The sequence below is a fragment of the Actinotalea endophytica genome (assembly GCF_025717005.1).
Taxonomy (GTDB): Bacteria; Actinomycetota; Actinomycetes; order Actinomycetales; family Cellulomonadaceae; genus Actinotalea.
On the sequence record NZ_JAOVZU010000004.1, the window covers coordinates 279,903 to 301,453 of the forward strand.

The 21,551-nt window shown below is 72.6% G+C and carries 15 protein-coding genes; 7 read left to right on the forward strand and 8 right to left on the reverse strand.

The genetic code is table 11. The features are described 5' to 3' along the window. Position 1: 1 nt before the first annotated feature. The 5 genes from OEB99_RS08890 to uxaC are packed head-to-tail and all read right to left on the reverse strand — an operon-like array spanning position 2 to position 5,792. Entirely contained in the window at positions 2–1,111 is a 1,110-nt protein-coding gene (locus tag OEB99_RS08890; protein WP_263509784.1) for a mannonate dehydratase, read from the reverse strand. A gap of 49 nt (positions 1,112–1,160) precedes the next feature. Next, the gene (locus OEB99_RS08895) at positions 1,161–2,276 is read right to left on the reverse strand and encodes a sugar kinase (protein WP_263509693.1); all 1,116 of its coding nucleotides are present in this window, start codon (positions 2,274–2,276) and stop codon (positions 1,161–1,163) included. A gap of 2 nt (positions 2,277–2,278) precedes the next feature. Beyond that, positions 2,279–2,926 carry a bifunctional 4-hydroxy-2-oxoglutarate aldolase/2-dehydro-3-deoxy-phosphogluconate aldolase gene (gene eda, locus OEB99_RS08900; protein WP_263509694.1) on the reverse strand — a complete coding sequence of 216 codons (648 nt, stop codon included), beginning with the start codon at positions 2,924–2,926 and terminating at the stop codon, positions 2,279–2,281. After that, entirely contained in the window at positions 2,923–4,365 is a 1,443-nt protein-coding gene (locus OEB99_RS08905) for a Gfo/Idh/MocA family protein (protein WP_263509695.1), read from the reverse strand. Before OEB99_RS08905 ends, eda begins: the two co-directional genes overlap by 4 nt. Next, positions 4,362–5,792 carry a glucuronate isomerase gene (uxaC, locus tag OEB99_RS08910; RefSeq protein WP_263509696.1) on the reverse strand — a complete coding sequence of 477 codons (1,431 nt, stop codon included), beginning with the start codon at positions 5,790–5,792 and terminating at the stop codon, positions 4,362–4,364. Before uxaC ends, OEB99_RS08905 begins: the two co-directional genes overlap by 4 nt. 196 nt (positions 5,793–5,988) lie before the next feature. Between uxaC and OEB99_RS08915 the strand changes: the two genes are divergently transcribed. From OEB99_RS08915 to OEB99_RS08930, 4 genes are read left to right on the forward strand one after another with little or no spacing between them, the layout of a single operon-like run. Beyond that, entirely contained in the window at positions 5,989–6,990 is a 1,002-nt protein-coding gene (locus tag OEB99_RS08915) for a LacI family DNA-binding transcriptional regulator (RefSeq protein WP_263509697.1), read from the forward strand. Then, positions 6,987–8,492, forward strand: coding sequence for a mannitol dehydrogenase family protein (locus tag OEB99_RS08920; RefSeq protein ID WP_263509698.1), 1,506 nt, complete (start codon positions 6,987–6,989; stop codon positions 8,490–8,492). Before OEB99_RS08915 ends, OEB99_RS08920 begins: the two co-directional genes overlap by 4 nt. Next, positions 8,489–10,042, forward strand: coding sequence for a UxaA family hydrolase (locus OEB99_RS08925; protein WP_263509699.1), 1,554 nt, complete (start codon positions 8,489–8,491; stop codon positions 10,040–10,042). The genes OEB99_RS08920 and OEB99_RS08925 overlap by 4 nt, the downstream gene beginning before the upstream one ends. A 56-nt stretch (positions 10,043–10,098) precedes the next feature. Next, complete coding sequence (locus OEB99_RS08930) at positions 10,099–12,123, forward strand: beta-galactosidase (protein ID WP_263509700.1); 2,025 nt, start codon at positions 10,099–10,101, stop codon at positions 12,121–12,123. A 224-nt stretch (positions 12,124–12,347) separates the two neighbouring features. Here OEB99_RS08930 and OEB99_RS08935 read toward each other — a convergent pair whose 3' ends face one another. The 3 genes from OEB99_RS08935 to OEB99_RS08945 all read right to left on the reverse strand — a co-directional run bounded on the left by OEB99_RS08935 (position 12,348) and on the right by OEB99_RS08945 (position 15,585). Continuing rightward, positions 12,348–13,679 (reverse strand): ABC transporter substrate-binding protein, encoded by a 1,332-nt coding sequence (locus tag OEB99_RS08935; RefSeq protein WP_263509701.1) that lies wholly within the window; start codon positions 13,677–13,679, stop codon positions 12,348–12,350. A 66-nt stretch (positions 13,680–13,745) separates the two neighbouring features. Next, positions 13,746–14,651 (reverse strand): carbohydrate ABC transporter permease, encoded by a 906-nt coding sequence (locus OEB99_RS08940; RefSeq protein ID WP_411910678.1) that lies wholly within the window; start codon positions 14,649–14,651, stop codon positions 13,746–13,748. After that, entirely contained in the window at positions 14,644–15,585 is a 942-nt protein-coding gene (locus OEB99_RS08945; protein ID WP_263509786.1) for a carbohydrate ABC transporter permease, read from the reverse strand. The genes OEB99_RS08940 and OEB99_RS08945 overlap by 8 nt, the downstream gene beginning before the upstream one ends. 302 nt (positions 15,586–15,887) lie before the next feature. Here OEB99_RS08945 and OEB99_RS08950 point away from each other — a divergent pair, with 302 nt between their 5' ends. The 3 genes from OEB99_RS08950 to OEB99_RS08960 are packed head-to-tail and all read left to right on the forward strand — an operon-like array spanning position 15,888 to position 21,547. Beyond that, positions 15,888–16,925: a LacI family DNA-binding transcriptional regulator gene (locus OEB99_RS08950; protein WP_263509702.1), complete on the forward strand. Its 1,038-nt coding sequence runs from the start codon at positions 15,888–15,890 to the stop codon at positions 16,923–16,925. Between the two features lie 36 nt (positions 16,926–16,961). Further along, entirely contained in the window at positions 16,962–17,948 is a 987-nt protein-coding gene (locus OEB99_RS08955; RefSeq protein WP_263509703.1) for an acetylxylan esterase, read from the forward strand. Next, on the forward strand, positions 17,945–21,547 hold the full coding sequence (locus tag OEB99_RS08960) for a glycosyl hydrolase 115 family protein (protein WP_263509704.1): 3,603 nt from the start codon (positions 17,945–17,947) through the stop codon (positions 21,545–21,547). Before OEB99_RS08955 ends, OEB99_RS08960 begins: the two co-directional genes overlap by 4 nt. Positions 21,548–21,551 lie beyond the last annotated feature (4 nt).

Here is a 21,551-nt window from a genome sequence, read left to right on the forward strand (position 1 = left end):
GTCAGGACCGGAAGGCGTCCCACAGGCCCAGCAGGTACTGCACCCCGAGCGCGCGGTCGTACAGCCCGTAGCCGGGGCGGGGTCGGTTGGTCGTGTTCTCGTCCCACAGGTGACGGCCGTGGTCGGGCCGGACGTACCCGGTGAACCCGGCCTCGGCGTAGGCCTTCATGATCCCGACCGTGTCCACCGAGCCCTCGCTCGCGCGGTGGCCGACCTCGGTGAAGCTGCCCCCGGGCAGGTGCTTGATGTTGCGCACGTGGGTGAAGTGGATGCGGTCCACGAAGGCGCGCACCGCGGCCACCGCGTCCGCCTCGGGGTTCGAGGAGAAGCTGCCCAGGCACAGCGTGAGCCCGTGGTGGGCGCTCGGGTTGAGCGACAGCACGGTGGCCAGGTCCTCGTGCGTCGAGACCACGCGCGGCCAGCCGAACAGGTCGAAGGCCGGGTCGTCCGGGTGAACCGCGAGCTTGACGTCGTACTCCTCGCAGGTGGGGATGACGGCGTCGAGGAAGTACCGGTAGTTGCGGTACATGTCCTCGTGGGTGACGCCCCGGTAGGCGGCGTCGAGCTCGGCGACGTGCGCCAGGCGCTCGGGCTCCCAGCCGGGCAGGGTCAGCCCCCCGGAGCCCTTGGCCATGTCGTCGATGAGCACCTGCGGCGAGAGGCCGTCGACGATCGCCTGGTCGTAGGCGAGCGCGGTCGACCCGTCCGGCAGCGGGTGCCACAGGTCGGTGCGCAGCCAGTCGAAGACCGGCATGAAGTTGTAGCAGACGACCTTCACGCCGGCTCGGCCGAGCCGCTCGATCGTGGTGACGTAGTTGGCGATGGCCTCGTCCCGGTCGAGACCGAGCACGGTCCTGCCGACCTTGATCGACTCGTGCACGTTGACCGACTCGACCACCTCGGCGTCGAACGTCCGGGTGATCCCGGCCGCCCGGTGGTCCGGCGTGAGCTGGGTGATCGTCGCGATCTCCGCGGCGATCTCGTCCTCCGCCCAGGCCTCGCCCGCCTGCTTGTGGTGCAGCGACCAGACGATCGTCTCGACCCCCGGGATCTGGCGGATCTGGTCGAGGCTCACGGTGTCGTTGCCCTCGCCGTACCAGCGGAAGCCCATCTTCACGGCGTTCGCCCCTCGGGATCCCGGGTGCTCGGCGTCCGCGGGGTCATCGGTCGACCCGCGCACCGCCGCCGCCGGCGAGCTTGAGGATCTCGGCCCGGGTGGCCATCGACGTGTCCCCGGGGGTCGTCATGGCGAGCGCACCGTGCGCGGCGCCCCAGTTCACGGCCTCGCCGAGCGACCGGCCCTCGAGCAGCCCGGCGACCAGCCCGGACGCGAACGAGTCCCCGCCGCCGACCCGGTCGAGGATCTCCAGGCCATCGCGCTGCGTGGCGCGCACCAGGCCCGTGCCGCGCGACCACGCCAGGGCGCCCCAGTCGTTGACCGTGGCGCTGCGCACCGTTCGCAGCGTCGTGGCGATCACCCCGAAGTTCGGGTAGGCCGCGGCGACCGAGTCGATCATCGACGCGAAGCCCGCGACGTCGAGCTCGGCGAGCGACTCGTCCACGCCGGGGACCTCGAAGCCGAGCGCGGCGGTGAAGTCCTCCTCGTTGCCGATCATCACGTCCACGAACGGCGCGATCTCCCGGTTGACCTGCTGCGCACGCGCCTGCCCACCGACCGCCTTCCACAGCGACGGCCGGTAGTTGAGGTCGTAGGACACGACGGTCCCGTGCCGGCGGGCCGCCTGGACAGCGGCGAGCGTGGTGGCCGCCGCGGTGTCGGAGAGCGCCGCGTAGATCCCGCCGGTGTGCAGCCAGCGCACGCCGAGCTCGCCGAACAGGTGGTCGAAGTCGACGTCGTCCGCGCGCAGCTGGGCGGCCGCGGTGTGGCCCCGGTCGGAGACCCCGACGGCGCCGCGGACGCCGAACCCGCGCTCGGTGAAGTTCAACCCGTTGCGCACCGCGCGCCCGACGCCGTCGTAGTCGAACCAGCGGATGAACGAGGTGTCCACACCGCCGGCCAGGATCAACCCCTCCACCAGGCGGCCGACCTCGTTGTCCGCGAGCGCCGTGACCACGGCGGTGCGCAGACCGAAGGCACGGCGCAGGCCGCGGGTCACGTTGTACTCCCCGCCACCTTCCCAGGCCCGGAACTCCCGGGCGGTGCGGATCCGCCCCTCACCCGGGTCGAGGCGCAGCATCACCTCGCCGAGCGAGACCGCGTCGAACCGGCACTCGGACGCCGGTCGAACCTGCACCGGGGCCGCGTCCTGCGTCATCGTCACTCCGTCCCGGCCGCGAGCGCGACCGCATCTGCCACCAGGGTCCGCACCGCCGCCCAGTCACCGCTCGCGACCAGGTCACGCGGGACCATCCAGGAGCCGCCGACCGCGTGCACGCTCGGCACGGCGAGGTACTCGGCGAGGTTGGCCGGCCCCACCCCGCCGGTCGGCACGAAGCGCACGCCGCCGAACGGCGCGGAGAGCGCCGCGATCGCCTTCGCGCCGCCGGACGTACCGGCCGGGAAGAACTTGATGGTCGTGATCCCGAGCTCGAGCGCCTGCTGCACCTCGGTCGCGGTGACCGCGCCCGGCAGCGCGGGCACGCCGTGCTCGTGGCACCGCTCGACGACCGCGCGCGACAGGCCCGGTGACACGACGTAGGCGGCGCCCGCGGCGACCGCACGATCCACCTGATCGGGCGTCAGCACCGTCCCGGCGCCGACGAGCACGTCGCCACGCTCGGCCATGACCCGGATCGACTCCTCCGCCGCGGCGGTGCGGAAGGTGACCTCCGCGACCGGGAGCCCTCCGTCCACCAGCGCACCGGCCAGCCCGGCGGCCCGGGCCGGGTCGTCCAGCACCACCACGGGCACCAGCCGCCGCGCGCCCAGCGCCTCGATCACGTCGGGCGACGTCGCCTCGCTCACAGGTCCTCCCCCAGGTCCAGATCCACGATGTCCACGGCCTGGCCGGTCGCCAGGGAACGGTTGGCGGCGATGCCCACGGCGACCGCGCGCAGCCCGTCGCGGTAGCCCGCGGCCCGGGCGAGCGGGTCGTCCTCGACCCGCAGGTCCCGCCGGAAGACGTCCATCAGCAGGATCGCGTCGCCGCCACCGTGCCCGCCGATGCCGGCCGGGATCGGGACCTCCTCGGCGCGCGCCCAGTGCTGCTGCACGAGCAGTCGCTCGCCCTCGGGGCGCAGGTCGGGACCGGTGCGCGTCTCGGGCGTGGCCGACGGGTCGAGGGTCACCTTGCCGTGCTCGTCCACGACGACCGCGCCCCGCTCCACCACCTCGAGCTCGGCCCGGCCGCGCGTGCCGTTGACGGTGACCCGGTAGCCCTCCCAGGGGCTGTGCGCATTGAGCGAGTAGGTCAGCAGCGCCCCGCCGCGGTAGTCCACGACGAGCGCGAGGTTGTCCTCGATGGTGATGCCCTCGGCGAACGGGTCGCCGTCGCGCCGGTAGCCGTCGTGGTGCTCGGCGTCGAGGTAGAGCGCCTGCAGCCGCGGGTCGTCCCGCAGGTCCAGCGAGAACGGGTCGTCCTCGGCGCCAGTGCCACGCTCGGGCCTGGGCCACAGCCCGCGGGCGCGGGCGTTCTCGGCGCCGTAGAACTTCAGGCCGCCGCGCGCGTAGACCCGCTCGGGCACGTCGTCGAGCCACCAGTTCACCAGGTCGAAGTGGTGGCTCGACTTGTGGATCCCGAGACCGCCCGAGTTCTCCTTGTTGCGGTGCCAGCGACGGAAGTAGTCCGCCCCGTGCACGGTGTCGAGCGCCCACTCGAAGTGCACGCTCGTCACGTCCCCGATCGCTCCGGACGCGATGACCTGGCGCAGCGTGGAGTTCCGCGGCGCGTAGCGGTAGTTGAAGGTCATCACGAGGTCGCGTCCGGTGTCGGCGAGGGCGCCGACGATGCGCCGGCAGCCGGCCGCGTCGATGGTCAGCGGCTTCTCGACCACGACGTCGGCGCCGGCCCGCATCACACGGTCGACCATCTCGGCGTGCGCGTGGTCCGGCGTCGTGACGATCACGACGTCCACGTCCTGCTCGGCCACCATCGCCTCGAGCCGGTCCGGCGTGTACCGCGGCAGGCCGGCCGGACCGGCCAGGCCGCGAGCCTGGCCGAGCTCGGCGTCGTAGACGTCGATCCGGCCGGGGTTCGGGTCGCACCAGGCCACGAGCTCGCCGACGTCGGCGTGCTCGCCACCCAGGGCCGCGACGTACATCCCGGCCCGGTGCCCGGTGCCGACCACCGCATAGCGGCGGCGCGGTCGGGTGGGGTCCGGGTCGGCGAACTGCGGCACCACCCCGGCGCCGGGTGCGGTGTGCCGGGAGGGCGGCGCGGTCGGGTTCTGGTCGACGACGCTCATGCCGACGCACCTCCGAGCGGCGGGTAGGTCCGTCGCGGCAGGTCGTAGGCCAGCGCCCGCGCGACCTCGTGCGCCTCGTCGAGGTCCAGCCGGTGCTCGGCGACCAGCCGCGCGAGGTGCCCCGCGTCGATCCGCCGGGCGAGGTTGTGCCGGGCCGGGATCGAGAAGAACGCGCGGGTGTCGTCGACGAACCCGGTCATGTTGTAGAACCCCGCGGTGTCCGTGGCGGCCTCCCGGAACCGTCGCATCGCCTCGGGGGTGTCCAGGAACCACCAGGGGGCGCCGAGCCGGACCGCCGGGTACACGCCGGCCAGCGGCGCGAGCTCGCGCGAGTAGACGTCCTCGTCGACCGTGAACAGCACGAGGGTGAGGCGCGGGTGGTGCCCGTACCGCTCCAGCAGGGGCCGCAGCGCCCGGGTGTACTCCGCGGCGACCGGGATGTCGTAGCCGACGTCGTTCCCGCGGGCCGCATGCACCGCCGGGTCGTGGTCGCGCAGCACGCCGGAGTGCAGCTGCATCACCAGGCCGTCCTCGCAGGACATCCGGGCCATCTCCAGGAGCATGTGGCCGGAGAACGCCGCCGCCTGGGCGGGCGTGGCCCGGCCACGCAGGGCCGCGGCGAGGATCTCCTCGGCCTGGGCGGGCTCCAGCGGCGTGGTGTCCGCCGTGACGTGCCCGTGGTCGGTCGCCCGGGCGCCGGCCGCGACGAACGCCGCGCGGCGCTGCTCGAGCGCCGCGACGAAGCTCGCGTAGGACGTGACCTCGATGCCCGACCGCTCCCCCAGGAGCGCGACCTCGTCCCGCCAGGTCGGACGGTCGACGTGGACCAGACCGTCGGGACGGAACGTCGGCACGACCCGCTCACCCCAGCCCCGAGCGGCGAGCGACGCGTGGTGCCGCAGGTCCGCCTCCGCCGAGTCGGTCGTCGCGATCAGCTCGATCCCGAACCGGTCGAGCAGCGCCAGCGGGCGGTACTCCGGCGTCGCGAGCCGGGCCGCGATCGCGTCGTACGCGGCGTCGGCCGTCTCGGCGGACAGCCGCTCCTCGACGCCGAACACCTCGACCAGGACGTGCTCGAGCCAGAACCGGCTCGGCGTGCCGCGGAACAGGTGCCAGTTCGACGCGAAGGTCCGCCAGATCTCGCGCGGGTCGGTCTGCACCGGGCGACCGTCGCGCCGCGGCACACCGAGCGAGTCGTGCGGGACGCCCTGGGAGACCAGCATCCGGACGACGTAGTGGTCGGGCACGACCAGCAGCCGCGCCGGGTCGTCGAACGCCCCGTCGCGATCCAGCATCTCGGCCTCGACGTGCCCGTGCATCGAGACGATCGGCAGCGCTGCCGTGGCGTCCAGGATCGCGCGGGCGATGTCCCGGACCTGGCCCTCGACCGGCAGCGCACGATCCGGGTGCAGTTCCCACCGGCGCATGTGGACCCGTCCTCCTTGATCGGTCGGCCACTGGTGCATTCGATTTCACCGTTTCACCGACCGGGGCATCTTGCCACGACTTGACCTCTCTGCGCAAAGGTCTTCCGACGTGCGGATCCTTCGCAGACCCAGGCGACCGAACGAATGGTGCAATCGATCTCAGATGCTCTAGACTCACGGAACGGAAGGAGGGACGATGGCCACCCTCAAGGACGTCGCAGCGGCCGCCGGCGTGTCTCCGGCGACCGCCTCGCGCGCGCTGTCCGAGCCCGGCTCGGTCGCCACGGCGGGTCGCGAACGCGTGCTGCGCGCGGCCGCCCAGCTCGGCTACCGCGTCAACCCGGCGGCCCGGGCGCTGCGCAGCGGACGCTCGGGGCACCTCGGTCTGGTGCTGCCCGATCTCGCCAACCCGTTCTTCGCCTCCGTCGCCAAGGGCGTCCAGGCGCGCGCCCGGGAGCTCGGCCGGACCGTCCTGGTCGCGGACACCGAGGAGGACCCGGCGCTCGAGCTCGACCTGGTCGCCCGGCTGCGCGAGCAGGTCGACGGCGTGATCCTGTGCAGCTCCCGGATGCCCGAGAGCCAGCTGCGCAGCCACGCCGACGCCGGTCGCGTCGTCCTGGTCAACCGGGAGCTCGACGGCGTGCCGTCGGTGAGCGTGGACAACGCCGACGGCGTGCGCCAGGGGCTCGAGCACCTCCGCGCGCTCGGCCACCGCACCGTCGCCTACGCCGGCGGCCCCGCGTCGTCGTGGTCGGACCAGCGCCGGCGGGAGGCGTTCGCGGCCGTCGAGGGCATCACGGTCGTGGATCTCGGGCCCGGCCGGCCGGTCGCGGCACGCGGCGTCGCGGCGGCCGACCTCGCCCTCGGCTCGGCGGCGACGGCGGTGGTCGCCTACAACGACCTCGTCGCGCTCGGTGTGCTCGACCAGCTCCGCACCCGAGGCGTGCGCGTACCCGAGGAGATGTCCGTGATCGGCTTCGACGACATACCTGCCGCGGCGCTGGTCCATCCCCCGCTGACCACCGTGACCCTGCCGCTGCGCGAGGTGGGCCGCCGGGCCGTCGAGCTCGTCGTGGCCACCGCGGACGCCGACCCGTCCGACCCGCCCGCGGTCGTCCGCGAGTTGCTCGGCGTCGAGCTCGTCGTGCGCGGTTCCACCGCCCCGGCGGCGGCCGGCGCGGCGCGGAGCCAGGCATGACCGCCGACCGGCTGAGCGCCCGGACGCTCGCCGCCCTCGCCCCGGTGCCACGGGGTGTCCGGCTGCCCGGCCCACGGCCTGCGTCGACCGGCATCGTCCACCTCGGGCTCGGCGCGTTCCACCGCGCCCACCAGGCGGTGCTCACCGAGGACGCCGCGGCTGAGACCGGGGACGACCGGTGGGGCATCCACGGCGTGACCCAACGGTCCGCGCGGGTCGTCGACCAGCTGGCGCCGCAGGACGGCCTCTACGGCGTACTGTCGCTCGGCCTGGACGCCGAGGGCGCGGAGACCGCCGCGTTGCGCGTCGTGGGTTCCGTGCGCGAGGCGTCCTACCCCGGCCGCGACACGGCCCGCGTGCTGTCGACCCTCGCGGCACCCAGCACGCACGTCGTGACCCTGACCGTGACCGAGAAGGGCTACCGCAGGGCGGCCGACGGGCATCCCGACCTGAACGACCCCGACCTCGCCTCGGACCTCGCGGCCCTCGCCGACGAGCTCGGGCACACCCCCGAGCGCCCCACCGAGGCACGCTCGCCGATCGGCCTCCTGGTGCGCGGGCTGGCCCACCGGCGCCGTGCGGGTTCGGGGCCGCTGACCGTCGTCTGCTGCGACAACCTGGTCGACAACGGGCCGGCGCTCGCGACCCTGGTGACCGAGGTGCTCGCCGCCACCCCCGGCTCCCGCTCGCTGCAGGACTGGGTGGCCGAGCACGTCCGGTTCCCGGCGACCATGGTCGACCGCATCGTGCCCGCCACGGCACCGCAGCACCGGGAGCTGGCGCAGGCGATGCTCGGCCTGGCCGACGAGGGGCTCGTGGTCGCCGAACCGTTCATCCAATGGGTGATCCAGGACGACTTCGCCGGGCCGCGGCCCGCGTGGGAACGCGCCGGCGCCACCCTCACCGACGACGTCGCGCCGTACGAGCGCGCCAAGCTGCGCGTGCTCAACGCGACCCACTCGACCCTCGCCTACGCCGGCGCCCTGCGCGGCCACGCGACGATCGCCGAGGCGATGGTGGACCCGGTCCTCGCGTCGCTCGCGCGCACCCTCGTCGACCAGGACGTCCTGCCGACCCTCGTCGCGCCGGACGGCTTCGACCTCGCCGCCTACCGCGACCAGGTGCTGACCCGCTTCGCCAACCCCGCCACGGGGCACACCACCGTCCAGGTCGCGATGGACGGGTCGCAGAAGCTGCCGATCCGCCTGCTCGGGACGGTGCGGGACCGGCTGGCCGCCGGGGTCGTGCCGACGGCCTCGGCCCAGGCCGTCGCGGCGTGGATCGCCTACGTCACCGCCGCGGCGCGGGGCACGCTCGAGGTGAACGGCCGGCGGGTGCCGCTCGACGACCCCGCGGCCGGTGCGCTCGCCGCCGCGGTCGACGGGCCCGCGCACGGGCTCGCCGACCGGTTCCTCGACCTGCGGGACGTGTTCGGCGACCTGAGCGACCACGACGGGTGGCGCGCCGCCGTCCGCGACGCGCTCGAAGGACGGCCGGCGTGAGCCCGGCGGTGGCCGGGCCGATCGACCTCGCCGAGGTCGCTCTGCTCCTGCGCCCCGGGGACGACGTCGCCGTCGCGACCCGCGACCTGGTGGCGGGGACCCGGCTGCGGCTCCCGGACGGCGACGTGGCGGACGTCCCCACGACGATCCCGCGAGGCCACAAGGTCGCGACGCGCGGCGTCGCCGCGGGCGACCCGGTGCACAAGTACGGCCAGTCGATCGGGCTGGCGACGGCCCCGATCCGGGCCGGCGAGCACGTGCACACCCACAACCTGGGCATGGACGACGCGGACCGCGAGCACGAGTTCGGCACCGACCGCCGGGAGCTCCCCCCGCCGTCGGCCGCCCGGACGTTCGACGGGTACCGCCGCTCGGACGGGCGCTGGGCGACCCGGAACTACGTCGGCATCGTCACCTCGGTCAACTGCTCGGCCTCCACCGCGCGGCTGATCGCCGACCAGTTCCGCGGCCGGGTGCTCGACGCCTACCCGAACGTCGACGGGGTCGTCGCCCTCACGCACGACACCGGGTGCGGCCTGGTCCCCACGTCGGAGGGCGCGCAGATCACCCTGCGCACGCTGCGCGGCTACGCCACGCACCCCAACATGGCCGGTCTGCTCGTCCTGGGTCTCGGCTGCGAGATGCTGCCGGCCGCCGGCCTGCTCGACGGCCTGGCGCTGCGCGACGACCTCGCGGTGCGGACCCTGACGATCCAGGAGACCGGCGGCATCCGCGCCACCGTGCGGGCCGGCGTCGCCGCGATCGAGGAGATGCTGCCGGGGATCGACGCGCTGCGGCGCGAGCCGGCGCCCGCCTCGGCCCTCGTCCTCGGGCTCAACTGCGGCGGCTCGGACGGGTACTCCGGGATCACCGCGAACCCCGCCCTCGGGCGTGCGTCCGACCTGCTGATCGCGCAGGGCGGCGCCTCGATCCTCGCCGAGACGCCCGAGGTCTTCGGGGCCGAGCACCTGCTGCTGCGACGCGCGGTCTCCCCCGAGGTCGGCCGGCGCCTGCTGGACCGCCTCGAGTGGTGGAAGAGCTACACGGCGTCCGGCGGCGGGACCATGGACAACAACCCTTCCCCGGGCAACAAGGCCGGCGGCCTCACCACGATCCTCGAGAAGTCACTCGGGGCCGTGGCCAAGGCGGGCTCGGCCGACCTGGTGGCGGTCCACGAGTACGCCGAGCCGGTCACCGAGCACGGTCTGGTGTTCATGGACACCCCGGGGTACGACCCGGTCTCGGTCACCGGCATCGTGGCCGGCGGCGCCACGGTCGTGGTCTTCACCACCGGCCGAGGCTCCGTGCTCGGGTGCAAGCCCGCTCCGTCGATCAAGGTCGCGACGAACAGCGAGACGTTCCTGAGGATGCGCGAGGACATGGACCTCGACGCCGGCCGCATCGTGGCCGGGACGGCGACGCTCGACGAGGTCGGCGAAGAGATCTTCGACCTGATCCTCGACGTCGCCTCGGGTCGGCAGACGGTCTCCGAGGAGCTCGACCTGGGCGCCGACGAGTTCGTCCCCTGGCAGCTCGGCGTCGTGACCTGACCGGACTGCCTCTCGCACTGCGTTCCTGCTCAGCTCCTGCTCACCTGGAGGACCCCGTGACCGACCCCGCCCGCTGGCCGCTCGGCGTCACCGGCCTCGCCTACGGAGGGGACTACAACCCCGACCAGTGGCCGGACGACGTCCAGATCGAGGACGTCGCCCTCATGCAGGAGGCCGGCGTGAACCTCGTCTCGGTCGCGATCTTCTCGTGGGCGAGGATCGAGCCGGCCCCCGGCGTCCTGGACTGGCAGTGGCTGGACGACACGATGGATCGTCTGCACGACGCCGGGGTGAAGGTCGCCCTCGCGACCGCCACGGCGAGCCCGCCGCCGTGGCTGGTCCACGCGCACCCCGAGATCCTGCCGGTCGCCCAGGACGGCACCGTGCTCGGGCCCGGCAGCCGCCAGCACTACCGGATCGCCTCGCCGGTCTGGCGTCAGCACGTGCTGCGCCTGACCAGGCTGGTCGCCGAGCGCTACGCCACGCACCCTGCGCTCGCCCTGTGGCATGTCGACAACGAGCTCGGCTGCCACGTGCCGCACGACTACTCCGACGACGCCGCCGCGGGCTTCCGCCGGTGGCTCAAGAGCCGCTACGGCGGCATCGACGCGCTGAACACCGCATGGGGCACGAGCTTCTGGTCCCAGCGCTACTCGACGTTCGACGAGGTGCTGCCGCCGCGGTCGGCCCCGACCTCGCTCAACCCGGCCCAGCAGCTCGACTTCGCCCGGTACTCCTCGGACGCCTGGCTCGAGCACTACCGGGCGATCCGCGACGTGCTCCGGGACGTCACGCCGCACGTGCCCGCCACGACGAACTTCATGGTCACCACCCGGAACAAGTGGATGGACTACGTCGCCTGGGCCGAGGACATGGACGTCGTCGCGAACGACCACTACCTGATCGGCGACGACCCGGAGGCCCACGTCGAGCTGGCGTTCAGCGCCGACCTGACCCGCGGGGTCGCCGGTGGGAAGCCGTGGATCCTCATGGAGCACTCCTCCTCCGCGGTCAACTGGCAGCCGCACAACCGTGCGAAGCGCCCCGGCGAGATGCTGCGGAACTCGTTCCAGCACGTCGCGCACGGTGCCGACGCGGTGATGTTCTTCCAGTGGCGAGCCTCGGCCTCGGGCGCGGAGAAGTACCACTCCGCGCTCGTGCCGCACGCCGGGACCGACTCTCGCGTGTGGCGGCGCACGGTCGAGCTGGGCAGTGCGCTGCGGTCCGTGGCCGAGCTGCGTGGCTCGCGCGTCAGGTCCCGGGTGGCCCTGGTCTTCTCCTACCCCGCCTGGTGGGGCGCCGAGCTCGACTCGCACCCCTCGGTCGACATCAGCTACCCGGGCACGCTCCTGGCGCACTACCGCGCACTGTGGCGGCGGAACGTCACGGTCGACGTCGTGCCGCCGGGCGCGGACCTGACCGGCTACGACCTGGTGGTCGTGCCGACCCTGTACCTGCTCACCGCCGACGAGGCGGCCAACGTCGCGGGTGCCGCCGAGCACGGCGCGACGGTGCTGGTCACCTACTTCTCCGGGATCGTCGACGAGCACGACCGGGTTCACCTCGGGGGCTACCCCGGCGCGTTCCGCGACCTGCTCGGCGTCCGCACCGAGGAGTTCTGGCCGTTGCTGCCCGGCGAGGTCCACACCCTCGACGACGGCACCCGCGCCGACCTGTGGAGCGAGGACCTGCACCTCGAGCCGGGCACCGTCGCGATGCGCACGTTCTCCGACGGTGATCTGGCCGGTGTCCCGGCGCTGACCCGGCGGACCGTGCCCGGCGTGGCCGGCTCGCCCGACGGTTCGGCCTGGTACCTGGCGACCCGTCCCGACGCCGAGGGCCTGCAGCGACTCACCGACCTGCTGCTCGCCGAGGCCGGGATCGAGCCGGACGTGGTCACCCCCGCAGGGGTCGAGGTCGTCCGCCGGCACGATGGCGCAACCACGTGGCTCGTCGCCGTGAACCACACCAGCACCGACGCGACCCTCCGGGCCGCCGGGCACGAGCTGCTCACGGGCACCGACGTGACCGGCCGATGGACGGTCCCGGCGGGTGCGGTGCGCGTGCTCCGCGAGGGCTGAGCCGCTCGGCACTGCCCGCTCCACGCTCGCGTCCCCGGCCACCCCGCGCGACGCCGCCCGCTCCGGGCTCGCACGCGGGTCCCGGTCCGTTCGTCGCCGCCCACCCCGGCCCCGCACGCGCGCGGCGGTCCGTTCGTCGGATCGGCGCGCCGCCGCCGGTGAGCCCCGGGCACACGAGAGCCGGGGTGGTGGCTCGCGCCACCACCCCGGCTCGTCGGTTCAGCTCAGTTGGCCTCGTCGATCGACTGCTGGAGCTCGTCGATCATGGCCGTCGCGGCATCCGCCGGCGTCTCCTTCTCGAACTCCACGTCCTGCAGGTACCGCGCGATCACGGAGTCCAGCTGGCTCGCGCCGTTCGGCGTGATGTTCGGCGCGGTCCCGAGGTTCTGGGAGAAGATCGCGTCGAAGTCCACGGCCTTGGTCTGCCCCGACGACAGCGTGTCGGCGATCGCGGAGCGCACGTCCGGGTTGGCCGGGATGCCGCGGTCGGTGCCGAGGATCTTGCCGGCCTCGACGCTGTTGACCATGAAGTTCACGAACGCGGCGGCCTCGGCCGGGTGCGCGCTCTGCGACGAGACCGACCAGTACATGCCCGGCTTGACGTACGCCCACGGGGTCTTGTTCGCGTCCATGCTCGGGATCTGCACCAGCTGGATGTTCGCGCCGGTGGAGGCCTCGTAGACCGGGACCTGGGTGGACTGCGAGAACGCGAGCGCCTGCTTCTGCGTCGAGAAGTCGGACTGGTCGATCGAGCCCGAGGCGGACTGCGCCTGCTGCGAGGCGGACGCGGCCGCGCCGGACTTCGTCCAGTCGAGCGCCATCTGGAAGTAGCCGGCCAGGGTGTCCGCCGAGATGGACACCGCGTTGTCGGTGAAGAGCTCCTCACCGTTCTGGCGGGCCCACAGGCGCAGCGAGTACCCGTTGTTCATCGGCCCGATGCCGACGATCGAGCCGCCGCTCGCCTCGGTGACGGACTCCGCGAAGGCCTGCAGGTCGTCCCAGGTCCAGGTCGTGGTGTCCGGCAGGGTCAGCCCCAGCTCGTCGAGGACGTCCTGGTTGACCAGGATCGCGAACCCGGTGGTGCTGATCGGCATGCCGTAGAGGCCGTTGTCGGTCTGGCCGAGCGCGACGACGTTGGGGTCGAGCGCGGAGGTGTCCAGCTGCGGGTACTGCGACAGGTCGACCAGGGTGCCGCGCTGGGCGTAGGACGCCAGGTACAGCTCGTCCATCTGGAACACGTCCGGGGCGTTGTTGCCGGCGGTCTCGGTGGCGAGCTTGTCCCAGTAGCCGCCCCAGTCGGAGTACTCACCGGTGACGTGGATGTTCGGGTACTCGGCCTCGAACGCCTTGATCGCGTCCTGGGTGATCGGCACCCGGGAGTCACCGCCCCACCACGCGACCCGGAGGTCGACGTCCTCCGTGCTGAGCGTGGGGGTACCGGACCCGCCGGCGTCGGTGTTCCCGGTGGCGGTGCCGCACGCGGCCATCACCAAGGTGCTCGCCACAGCGAGCGCGGCCACGCCCAGTCGGCGTCGGGACAACACTGTCGAACGCATTGATGATCCTTTCGTAGGGGTGGAGCTTGCAGCGGCGGAACCCGCCGGGTGAACCTCGGCCGAGGGCTACTTGCCTCCGGTCGTCGCGATCCCTCGGATCAGGTACTTCTGACCGAAGGTGAAGATCAGGAGCATCGGCAGGATGGACACGACGCTCATCGCGAACATGCCGCCGTACGAGGACTGGCCCTGGACGTCGATGAACGCGCGCAGCGCGACCGGGACCGTGTACTTGGTGGGGTCGGTCAGGTAGATCAGCTGGCCGAAGAAGTCGTTCCAGGTCCACAGGAACGTGAAGATCGCCGTGGTGGCCAGGGCCGGGGTCATCAGCGGCAGCAGGATCTGGCCGAAGATCCGCCAGTGACCGGCACCGTCCAGCCGCGCCGCCTCGTCGAGCTCCTTGGGCAGCCCGCGCAGGAACTGGACCATCAGGAAGACGAAGAACGCGTCCGTGGCGAGGAACTTCGGCAGGATCAGCGGCACGAAGGTGTTGATCAGACCGAGCTGGGCCCACACCACGTACTGAGGCACGATCACCACCGGCAGCGGCAGCATGATCGTCAGCAGCATGACCGCGAACGCGGGGCGCTGGAAGCGGAACTTCAGCCGGGCGAACGCGTACGCCGCCATCGAGCAGGCGATCAGGTTCCCGATCACCGCGCCGGCGACGATGATCGTCGAGTTGACCAGGTAGACGCCGAACGGCTGACCCAGCGCGTTCCACCCGTGCACGTAGTTCGACACGTCGAACGAGTCCGGGATGAACGACGTGTTCGTGAAGATCGTGCTCTCGGGCCGCAGCGAGCTCGCGACCATCCAGAGCACCGGGTACAGCGAGAACAGCACCGCGGTGAGCATCAGGATGTGCTTGACGACCGTCCAGATGCGGGTGCGCAGCGGCGGGCCGGACCAGGTGGGGGTGGGGCGCTCGTTCTGGCGCTCCGAGCTGTCCATCGTCAGGGTGTCAGTCATCGTAGTGAACCCAATACTTGGAGACCCAGAAGTTGATCGCGGTGAGGACACCGACGATGAGGACCAGCAGCCACGCCATCGCCGACGCGTAGCCCATCCGGAACGAGCCGAAGCCCTGCTGGTAGAGGTAGAGCGTGTAGAAGAGCGTCGAGTCGGAGGGACCGCCGGTCCCGCCCGAGACCACGAACGCCTGGGTGAAGGTCTGGAACGAGTTGATCACCGCGAGGACCAGGTTGAAGAAGATGATCGGGGTCAGCAGCGGCAGCGTGATGTGCCGGAACTGGCGCAGCGGGCCGGCCCCGTCGGTCGAGGCGGCCTCGTAGAGCTCGCGGGGGATCTGCCGGAGGCCGGCGAGGAAGATGATCATCGGCGACCCGAAGGTCCAGATGTGCAGCAGGATGATCGTCCACAGCGCGGTCGAGGGGTCGGCGATCCAGCTGTGCGTCGTGTCGATGCCGAAGATCCCGAGGAACGCGTTGAACAGGCCGTCCGCGCCGAACACGAGGCGCCACAGCACGGCGATCGCGACGCTCGAGCCGAGCAGCGACGGCAGGTAGAACGCCGAGCGGTAGAACGCCAGGCCCCGCATCCCGCGGTCGAGCACCAGGGCGAGGAAGAGCGCGACCGCGAGCTGGCCCGGGACGCCGACCAGCACGTAGGTGAAGGTGACGCGGATCGACTCGTGCAGCCGCTCGTCGTGGAACATCCGCACGAAGTTGTCGAAGCCGACGAAGTTCGCGTTCTGGAGCAGGTTGTAGTCGGTGAAGGACAGCACCAACGACGCGATCATCGGCCCGAGGGTGAGCCCGAGGAACCCGAGGATCCACGGACCGAGGAAGGCCAGGGCGGCCTTGTTGTCCGGCGTGTCCGCCTGGCCGGCGCCCTTCGCCGCACCCTTGCGCTTCGTGACGCGCTGCAGCTCTGCGAGGCTCATGGCCGGGCCGCCCGGGGCGTCCGCGACGTGGCCGAGGGCCGGAGGGCCGACGCGCACACTCGCTCGTTCATCATCCGTACCTCTCCCTTGAGGGGGCCGTGCGCCGCTGCTGTGCGGCGGTGACGGCAACTTTGGCACCGGTTGCAACATCTGTCAACCATTTGCATCCCACGGATCGGGACCGTGGGACGCGCCATGCCATGGCATGCCTCTGACCTGCAACTTTGAGAGAATCTTCTGAGGACTTGCCGAATGCAACCGATTCCACGCTATGCTCACTCCGTGCCACCAAGGGAGGTGCCGTGAGCCCGACGATCCACGAGGTAGCGAAGGCTGCCGGTGTGTCGGCGTCGACCGTGTCGCGAGCCATGTCCGGGGGGAGCGTCCACCCGAGCACGCGCCGCGCGATCCTCGAGGTCGCGAACCGGCTCGGCTACACGCCGAACCGTTCGGCCCGAGGCCTGACGACCGGCCTGACCGGCAACCTCGGCATCCTCGTCCCGGATCTCTCCAACCCGTTCTTCGCCAAAGTGATCAAGGGTGTGGCCGCGCGGATCCGCACCCCTGACAACGCGCTGTTCGTCAGCGAGACCGACGAGGACGTCACCCGCGAGCGCGAGACCATCGAGTCCCTCGTCCGCAACACCGACGGGCTGCTGCTCTGCTCGCCGCGGTCGAGCGACGAGCAGATCCGCGAGGCCATCGGCGACGCGTCGGTCGTGCTGCTCAACCGGCGCATCCCCGGTCTGCCCTCGGTGACCTACGACCTCGGCGCCGCAGCGATGCAGGGCGTCCAGCACCTCATCGCGCTGGGTCACCGGAAGATCGCCTACGTCACCGGGCCCGAGGGCTCCTGGAGCAACGACATCCGCCGAGCGGCCGTGCTGTCGGCGCAGGACTCTGGCGTGGAGGTGATCGTGGTGCCGACGCCGGCGCCCACCTTCGCCAGCGGGGTCCTGGCCGGCGACCTCGTGCTCACCACGGGCGCGACCGCCGTCATCGCGTTCAACGACCTGCTCGCGATCGGCGTGCTCAACCGCCTGGTCACCCGAGGTGTCCGGGTGCCCGAGGAGTTCAGCGTGGTCGGCCACGACGACATCGACATGGCCAGCATGTGCACGCCGCCGCTGACCACCGTCGCCGCCCAGACCGAGCGCATCGGCTCGATGGGCGCCGACCTCCTGCTCCGGTCGCTGCACGGCCGCCGCGGGCGCGGCGGACGCGACGGCAACGGCGCATCGACCGACGCGCATGAGCAGGAGATCCTGACCCCGAGCGAGATCGTGCTGCAGGGCTCGCTGACCGTCCGCGGGTCGACCGCGGTCGTGCCGCCGCAGTGACCGGATCCGCCGACTCCACCGGCCGGTGAGGAGACCATGCCCCTGTTCGACCTCGAGCTCGACGAGCTGAGGACCTACCTGCCCCGCGTCGACGAGCCCACCGACTTCGACGACTTCTGGGACGGCACCCTCGGCGAGGCCCGCGAGCACGACCTCGGCCTGACCGTGACCCCGGTCGACACCGGGCTCGCGCTCGTGGAGGTCGACGACATCTCGTTCGCCGGCTTCGGCGGCCACCCGGTGCGCGCCTGGGCGATCCGGCCGGCGGGCTCGGCGGGGACGCCACTGCCCGCGGTCGTGGAGCTGCTCGGCTACGGCGGGGGTCGCGGCCTGCCGATCGAACGGCTCACCTGGGCGTCGGCCGGGTACCTGCACGTGGTGATGGACACCCGCGGCCAGGGCTCGGGCTGGGGCGGCGGCGCCACCGCGGACCCGGTGGGCAGCGACCCGGCGGTCTCCGGCGTGATGACCCGCGGGATCCTCGACCCCGAGACCTACTACTACCGGAGGCTGATCACCGACGCGGTCCGCGCCGTGGACGCCACCCGTGCCCTGCCGGGGGTCGACCCGAACCGGATCGCGGTCACCGGGGTCAGCCAGGGCGGCGGGCTGGCCATCGCCGTGGCGGGCCTGGTGGACGGGCTCGTGGCCGCGATGCCCGACGTGCCGTTCCTCTGCCACTACCGCCGCGCGGTGGACATCACCGACCGGCAGCCGTACTACGAGATCGTCAGCTACCTGCAGGTGCACCGGGACCGGGAGGCCGCGGTGTTCCGCACGCTCGGCTACCACGACGGGGTGTCGTTCGCCCGCAGGGCGACCGCGCCCGCGCTGTTCTCGGTCGCGCTCCGGGACATGACCTGCCCGCCCTCGACCGTGTTCGCCGCGCGCAACCAGTGGGGTCACGACCGTGAGCGGCCGCCCGCGGAGATCGAGGTCTACCCCTACAACCTGCACGAGGGCGGCCAGGCGCACCAGGTCACCCGCCAGCTCGCCTGGCTCGGCTCCCGGATCGCCCGGTGAGGACGAACCTGCTGGCCCCGGAGCGCACCGGGCTCACGATCGCAGCGCGCGGCGCGACCACCGTCGTCGCCGTCGATCCCGCGGAGTCGCCCGCCGTGCGACGCGCGGCGGAGGACCTGGCACGCGACCTCGGCAAGGTCTGCGGTGCGGTGGTCGAGGAAGGACCGTCCAGCGCCGCGCACGTCGTGCTCGGCACGATCGGGACGTCGCCCGCGATCGACGCGGCCATCGGCGCGGGCGTGCTCGACATCGCTCCGCTACGCCAGGACGGCACCCTGCGCTGGGAGGGGTACGTGCTGCAGGTCGTGGGCGAGACGCTCTACGTCGCCGGCACCGACCGGCGCGGCACCATCTACGGCATCTACGAGCTGTGCGAGCAGGCGGGTGTCTCACCCTGGTGGTGGTGGGGCGACGTCCCGGTCAAGGCCCGCGAGCACGTGACCCTGCGCCCCGACGCGGTGGTCCACGACTGGCCGTCGGTCCGCTACCGCGGCGTCTTCCTCAACGACGAGGAAGAGCTCGACGCCTGGGCCGCGGCGCACACCGCCGACGGCACGATCGGCCCCGAGACCTACCGCCGCGTCTTCGAGCTGCTGCTCCGCCTCAAGGCCAACTACCTGTGGCCCGCGATGCACGTCAACGCGTTCAACCACGACCCGGAGAACGGCCGCCTGGCCGACGAGATGGGCATCGTGGTCGGGTCCAGCCACTGCGACATGCTGCTCCGCTCCAACGAGCACGAGTTCCGGCCGTGGTGCGCCGCCCAGGGCGAGCAGGTCGAGTACGACTACTCGGTCCCCGGGCACAACCAGGACATGCTGCGCGAGTACTGGCGCGGCTCCGTCCGGCAGAACGGCGCGTACGAGGTCAGCTGGACCGTCGGGATGCGCGCGATCCACGACTCGGGCTTCACCACGCGGACGATCGACGCCGACGAGTCGCTGTCGCCCGAGCAGAAGCACCGGGCCAAGGTCGACATGTTGGGCGAGGTCATCGCCGACCAGCGCCGGCTGCTCACCGAGGGCCTCGGCGACCGCGCCGCCACCGCCCTGCAGCTGTTCATCCCGTACAAAGAGGTGCTGCCGCTGTACGACTCGGGCCTCGACCTGCCCGACGACGTGACCGTGGTCTGGGCGAACGACAACTTCGGCCACGTGCGGCGCCTGCCCTCCGAGGCCGAGCGCGCCCGGTCCGGCGGCCACGGCCTGTACTACCACTCCTCCTACTGGTCTCCCCCGCCGCGCAGCTACCTCGCGACGTCGTCTACACCGCTCGCGCTCATGCGCCACGAGCTCGAGAAGTCGTGGCGGCACGGGATCCGCACGCTGTGGGTCGACAACGTCGGCGGGTTGAAGCCGCTCGAACTCGAGACCGAGTACTTCCTGCGGTACGCGTGGGACGTCGAGCGCGCGCCCGACGCGCCGCCGCACGACTTCGTCCGCGCCTGGGCGGACCGCACCTTCTCGGGCGGGCACGGCGAGCGGATCGCCTCGATGCTGTCCACGTACTACCGGGTGAACCAGCAACGGAAGATCGAGCACCTCGCGGCCGACGTCTTCCCGCAGACCGGGTACGGCGACGAGGCCGGCCGCCGGCTCGCGGTCCTCCGCGACCTCGTCGACGAGTCGCTCGACCTGCTGGCCGCGCTGCCGGACGCCGAGCGGGACGCCTTCGCGCAGCTCGTCGCGGTCAAGGTGCACCTCGCCTACCTGGTCAACGGCGAGTTCGTGCACGCCGACCGCAGCACGCTCGCGCACGAGCAGGGCAAGCTCGCCGCGGCCGACCACCACCTGGCCGTCTCGCGGGCCTTCGCGGACGCGGCCGGTGCCCTGATCGACTTCTACAACGGCACGATGTCCGACGGCCGGTGGGAGCACATCTTCACCCCGAAGGACTTCCCGCCGCCGACCATGGCGCTCTTCCCGCCCGGACGCCCGGCGCTGCAGATCCCCGCCGAGAGTGAGCTCGGAGTCGTGGTGCGGGGCGACGACGCACCGGTCGCCTCGCCCGAGCTCGTGCTCGGGCCGGACGGGCCGTCCTCGAGCTGGCTCGAGCTCTTCCCCACCGGTGCACGCCCGGTCCGCTACGCGATCACTGCGGACGACTGGATCACGGTGTCCGAGCCGGTCGGCGAGGTCGCCACCGAGGCCAGGCTGGGCGTCACGCTCGCGGGCACCGCCGGCCCCACCGGCACCGCTGCCGGGCGGCGCGGATCGATCCGGATCCGCGACCTGGGCACGGGCGCCGAGACCACGGTCGCGGTGCGCGTCGCAGCGGCGGCACCGACGGGCGTCCCCGGATACGTCGAGGCGGACGGCGTCGTCGCCATCGACGCCGCGCGACCCGACCGCCCGGCCGCCGGCGCGGATGCGTCGTGGCGCGTCGTCCCGGACCTCGGCCGCGACACCACCGGCCTGCTGGAGTCGACCGGCGCCGCGAGGTCCGAGTCCGAAGCCGTCGAGTACGACGTCCATCTGCTGACCCCCGGCGCGCACGTGCTCGAGCTGCACCGCCTGCCGACCCTCACGTCGACCGGCCGCATCCGGGTCGGGGTGAGCGTCGACGAGCACGCGACCGTGACCGTCGAGTCCCCCACGACCGACGAGCACCGCGGGGTGTGGGACCAGGCGGTCCTCGACGGCGTCGAGCGGCTCCGGCTGCGCCTGCCGTACCTGGTGGCCGGGCCGCACACCGTCCGCCTGCACGCCCTGGACCCGGACGTCGGGCTGTCCAAGCTCGTGCTGTACACCGCGGCCGAGCGGCCGACGAACCTCGGCCCGCCGGTGAGCCGGCACGACGGCCGGCCGTGGACCGGCACCACCGACCCGGACCCGGCTCAGGACCCGCGCCCGTTCCTCGACCGGCTCGCACGGGCGGTGTACCGGACCGATCCGGCGACCGTCCCGCTGCCCGACGTGCGGTACGCGGACTCGACGTTCTGGGCGACCGAGACCACCTTCAAGCGGCCGACCGAGCGACCGCAGGCGAACCTCGGGCCCGCGACACACACGGCACGACCTGACGGCACCAAGGACCTCCTGGCCGCGCTCGACACCGGCATCCACCGTGAGGTCGGCGGCACCATCGCGATCGAGGCCGAGGCCGCCTTGGTCGAGGGCCCCACCGCGTGGACGACCCCGTCCCTCGCCGGGCCGCCCGCCCGGTGGCGGCACACCCAGGCCGAGACCGACGGGCGCACCGGCCTGGCCATGCACGTACCGCAGCGCGGACTGGTCTGGGACGACCCGGCGACGGCCCCCGGTCTGCACTACCGCCTCGACGTCACCTCGCCCGGCACCTGGCACGTGTGGCTGCTGGTGAAGTTCGACGACAAGACCGACGACTCGTGCGTGCTCGCGCTGGACGGCACGCCGCAGCCGGTCACCGAGCAGTTCTGCGGCGGCGACCTCTACACCTTCGGCACGCAGCAGGTGTGGATGTGGGTCCACCTCGCCGACCTGGCGATCACCGCCGGCCCGCACACGCTCTCGGTGCTCGCCGGCGAGTCCGGCCTGCGCGTCGACCGCATCCACCTCACGACGCACGACGACCTGCCGCCCGCGGACGCCGCCTGGCCGCGGGGTCAGCAGCGTCCGTGAGGGG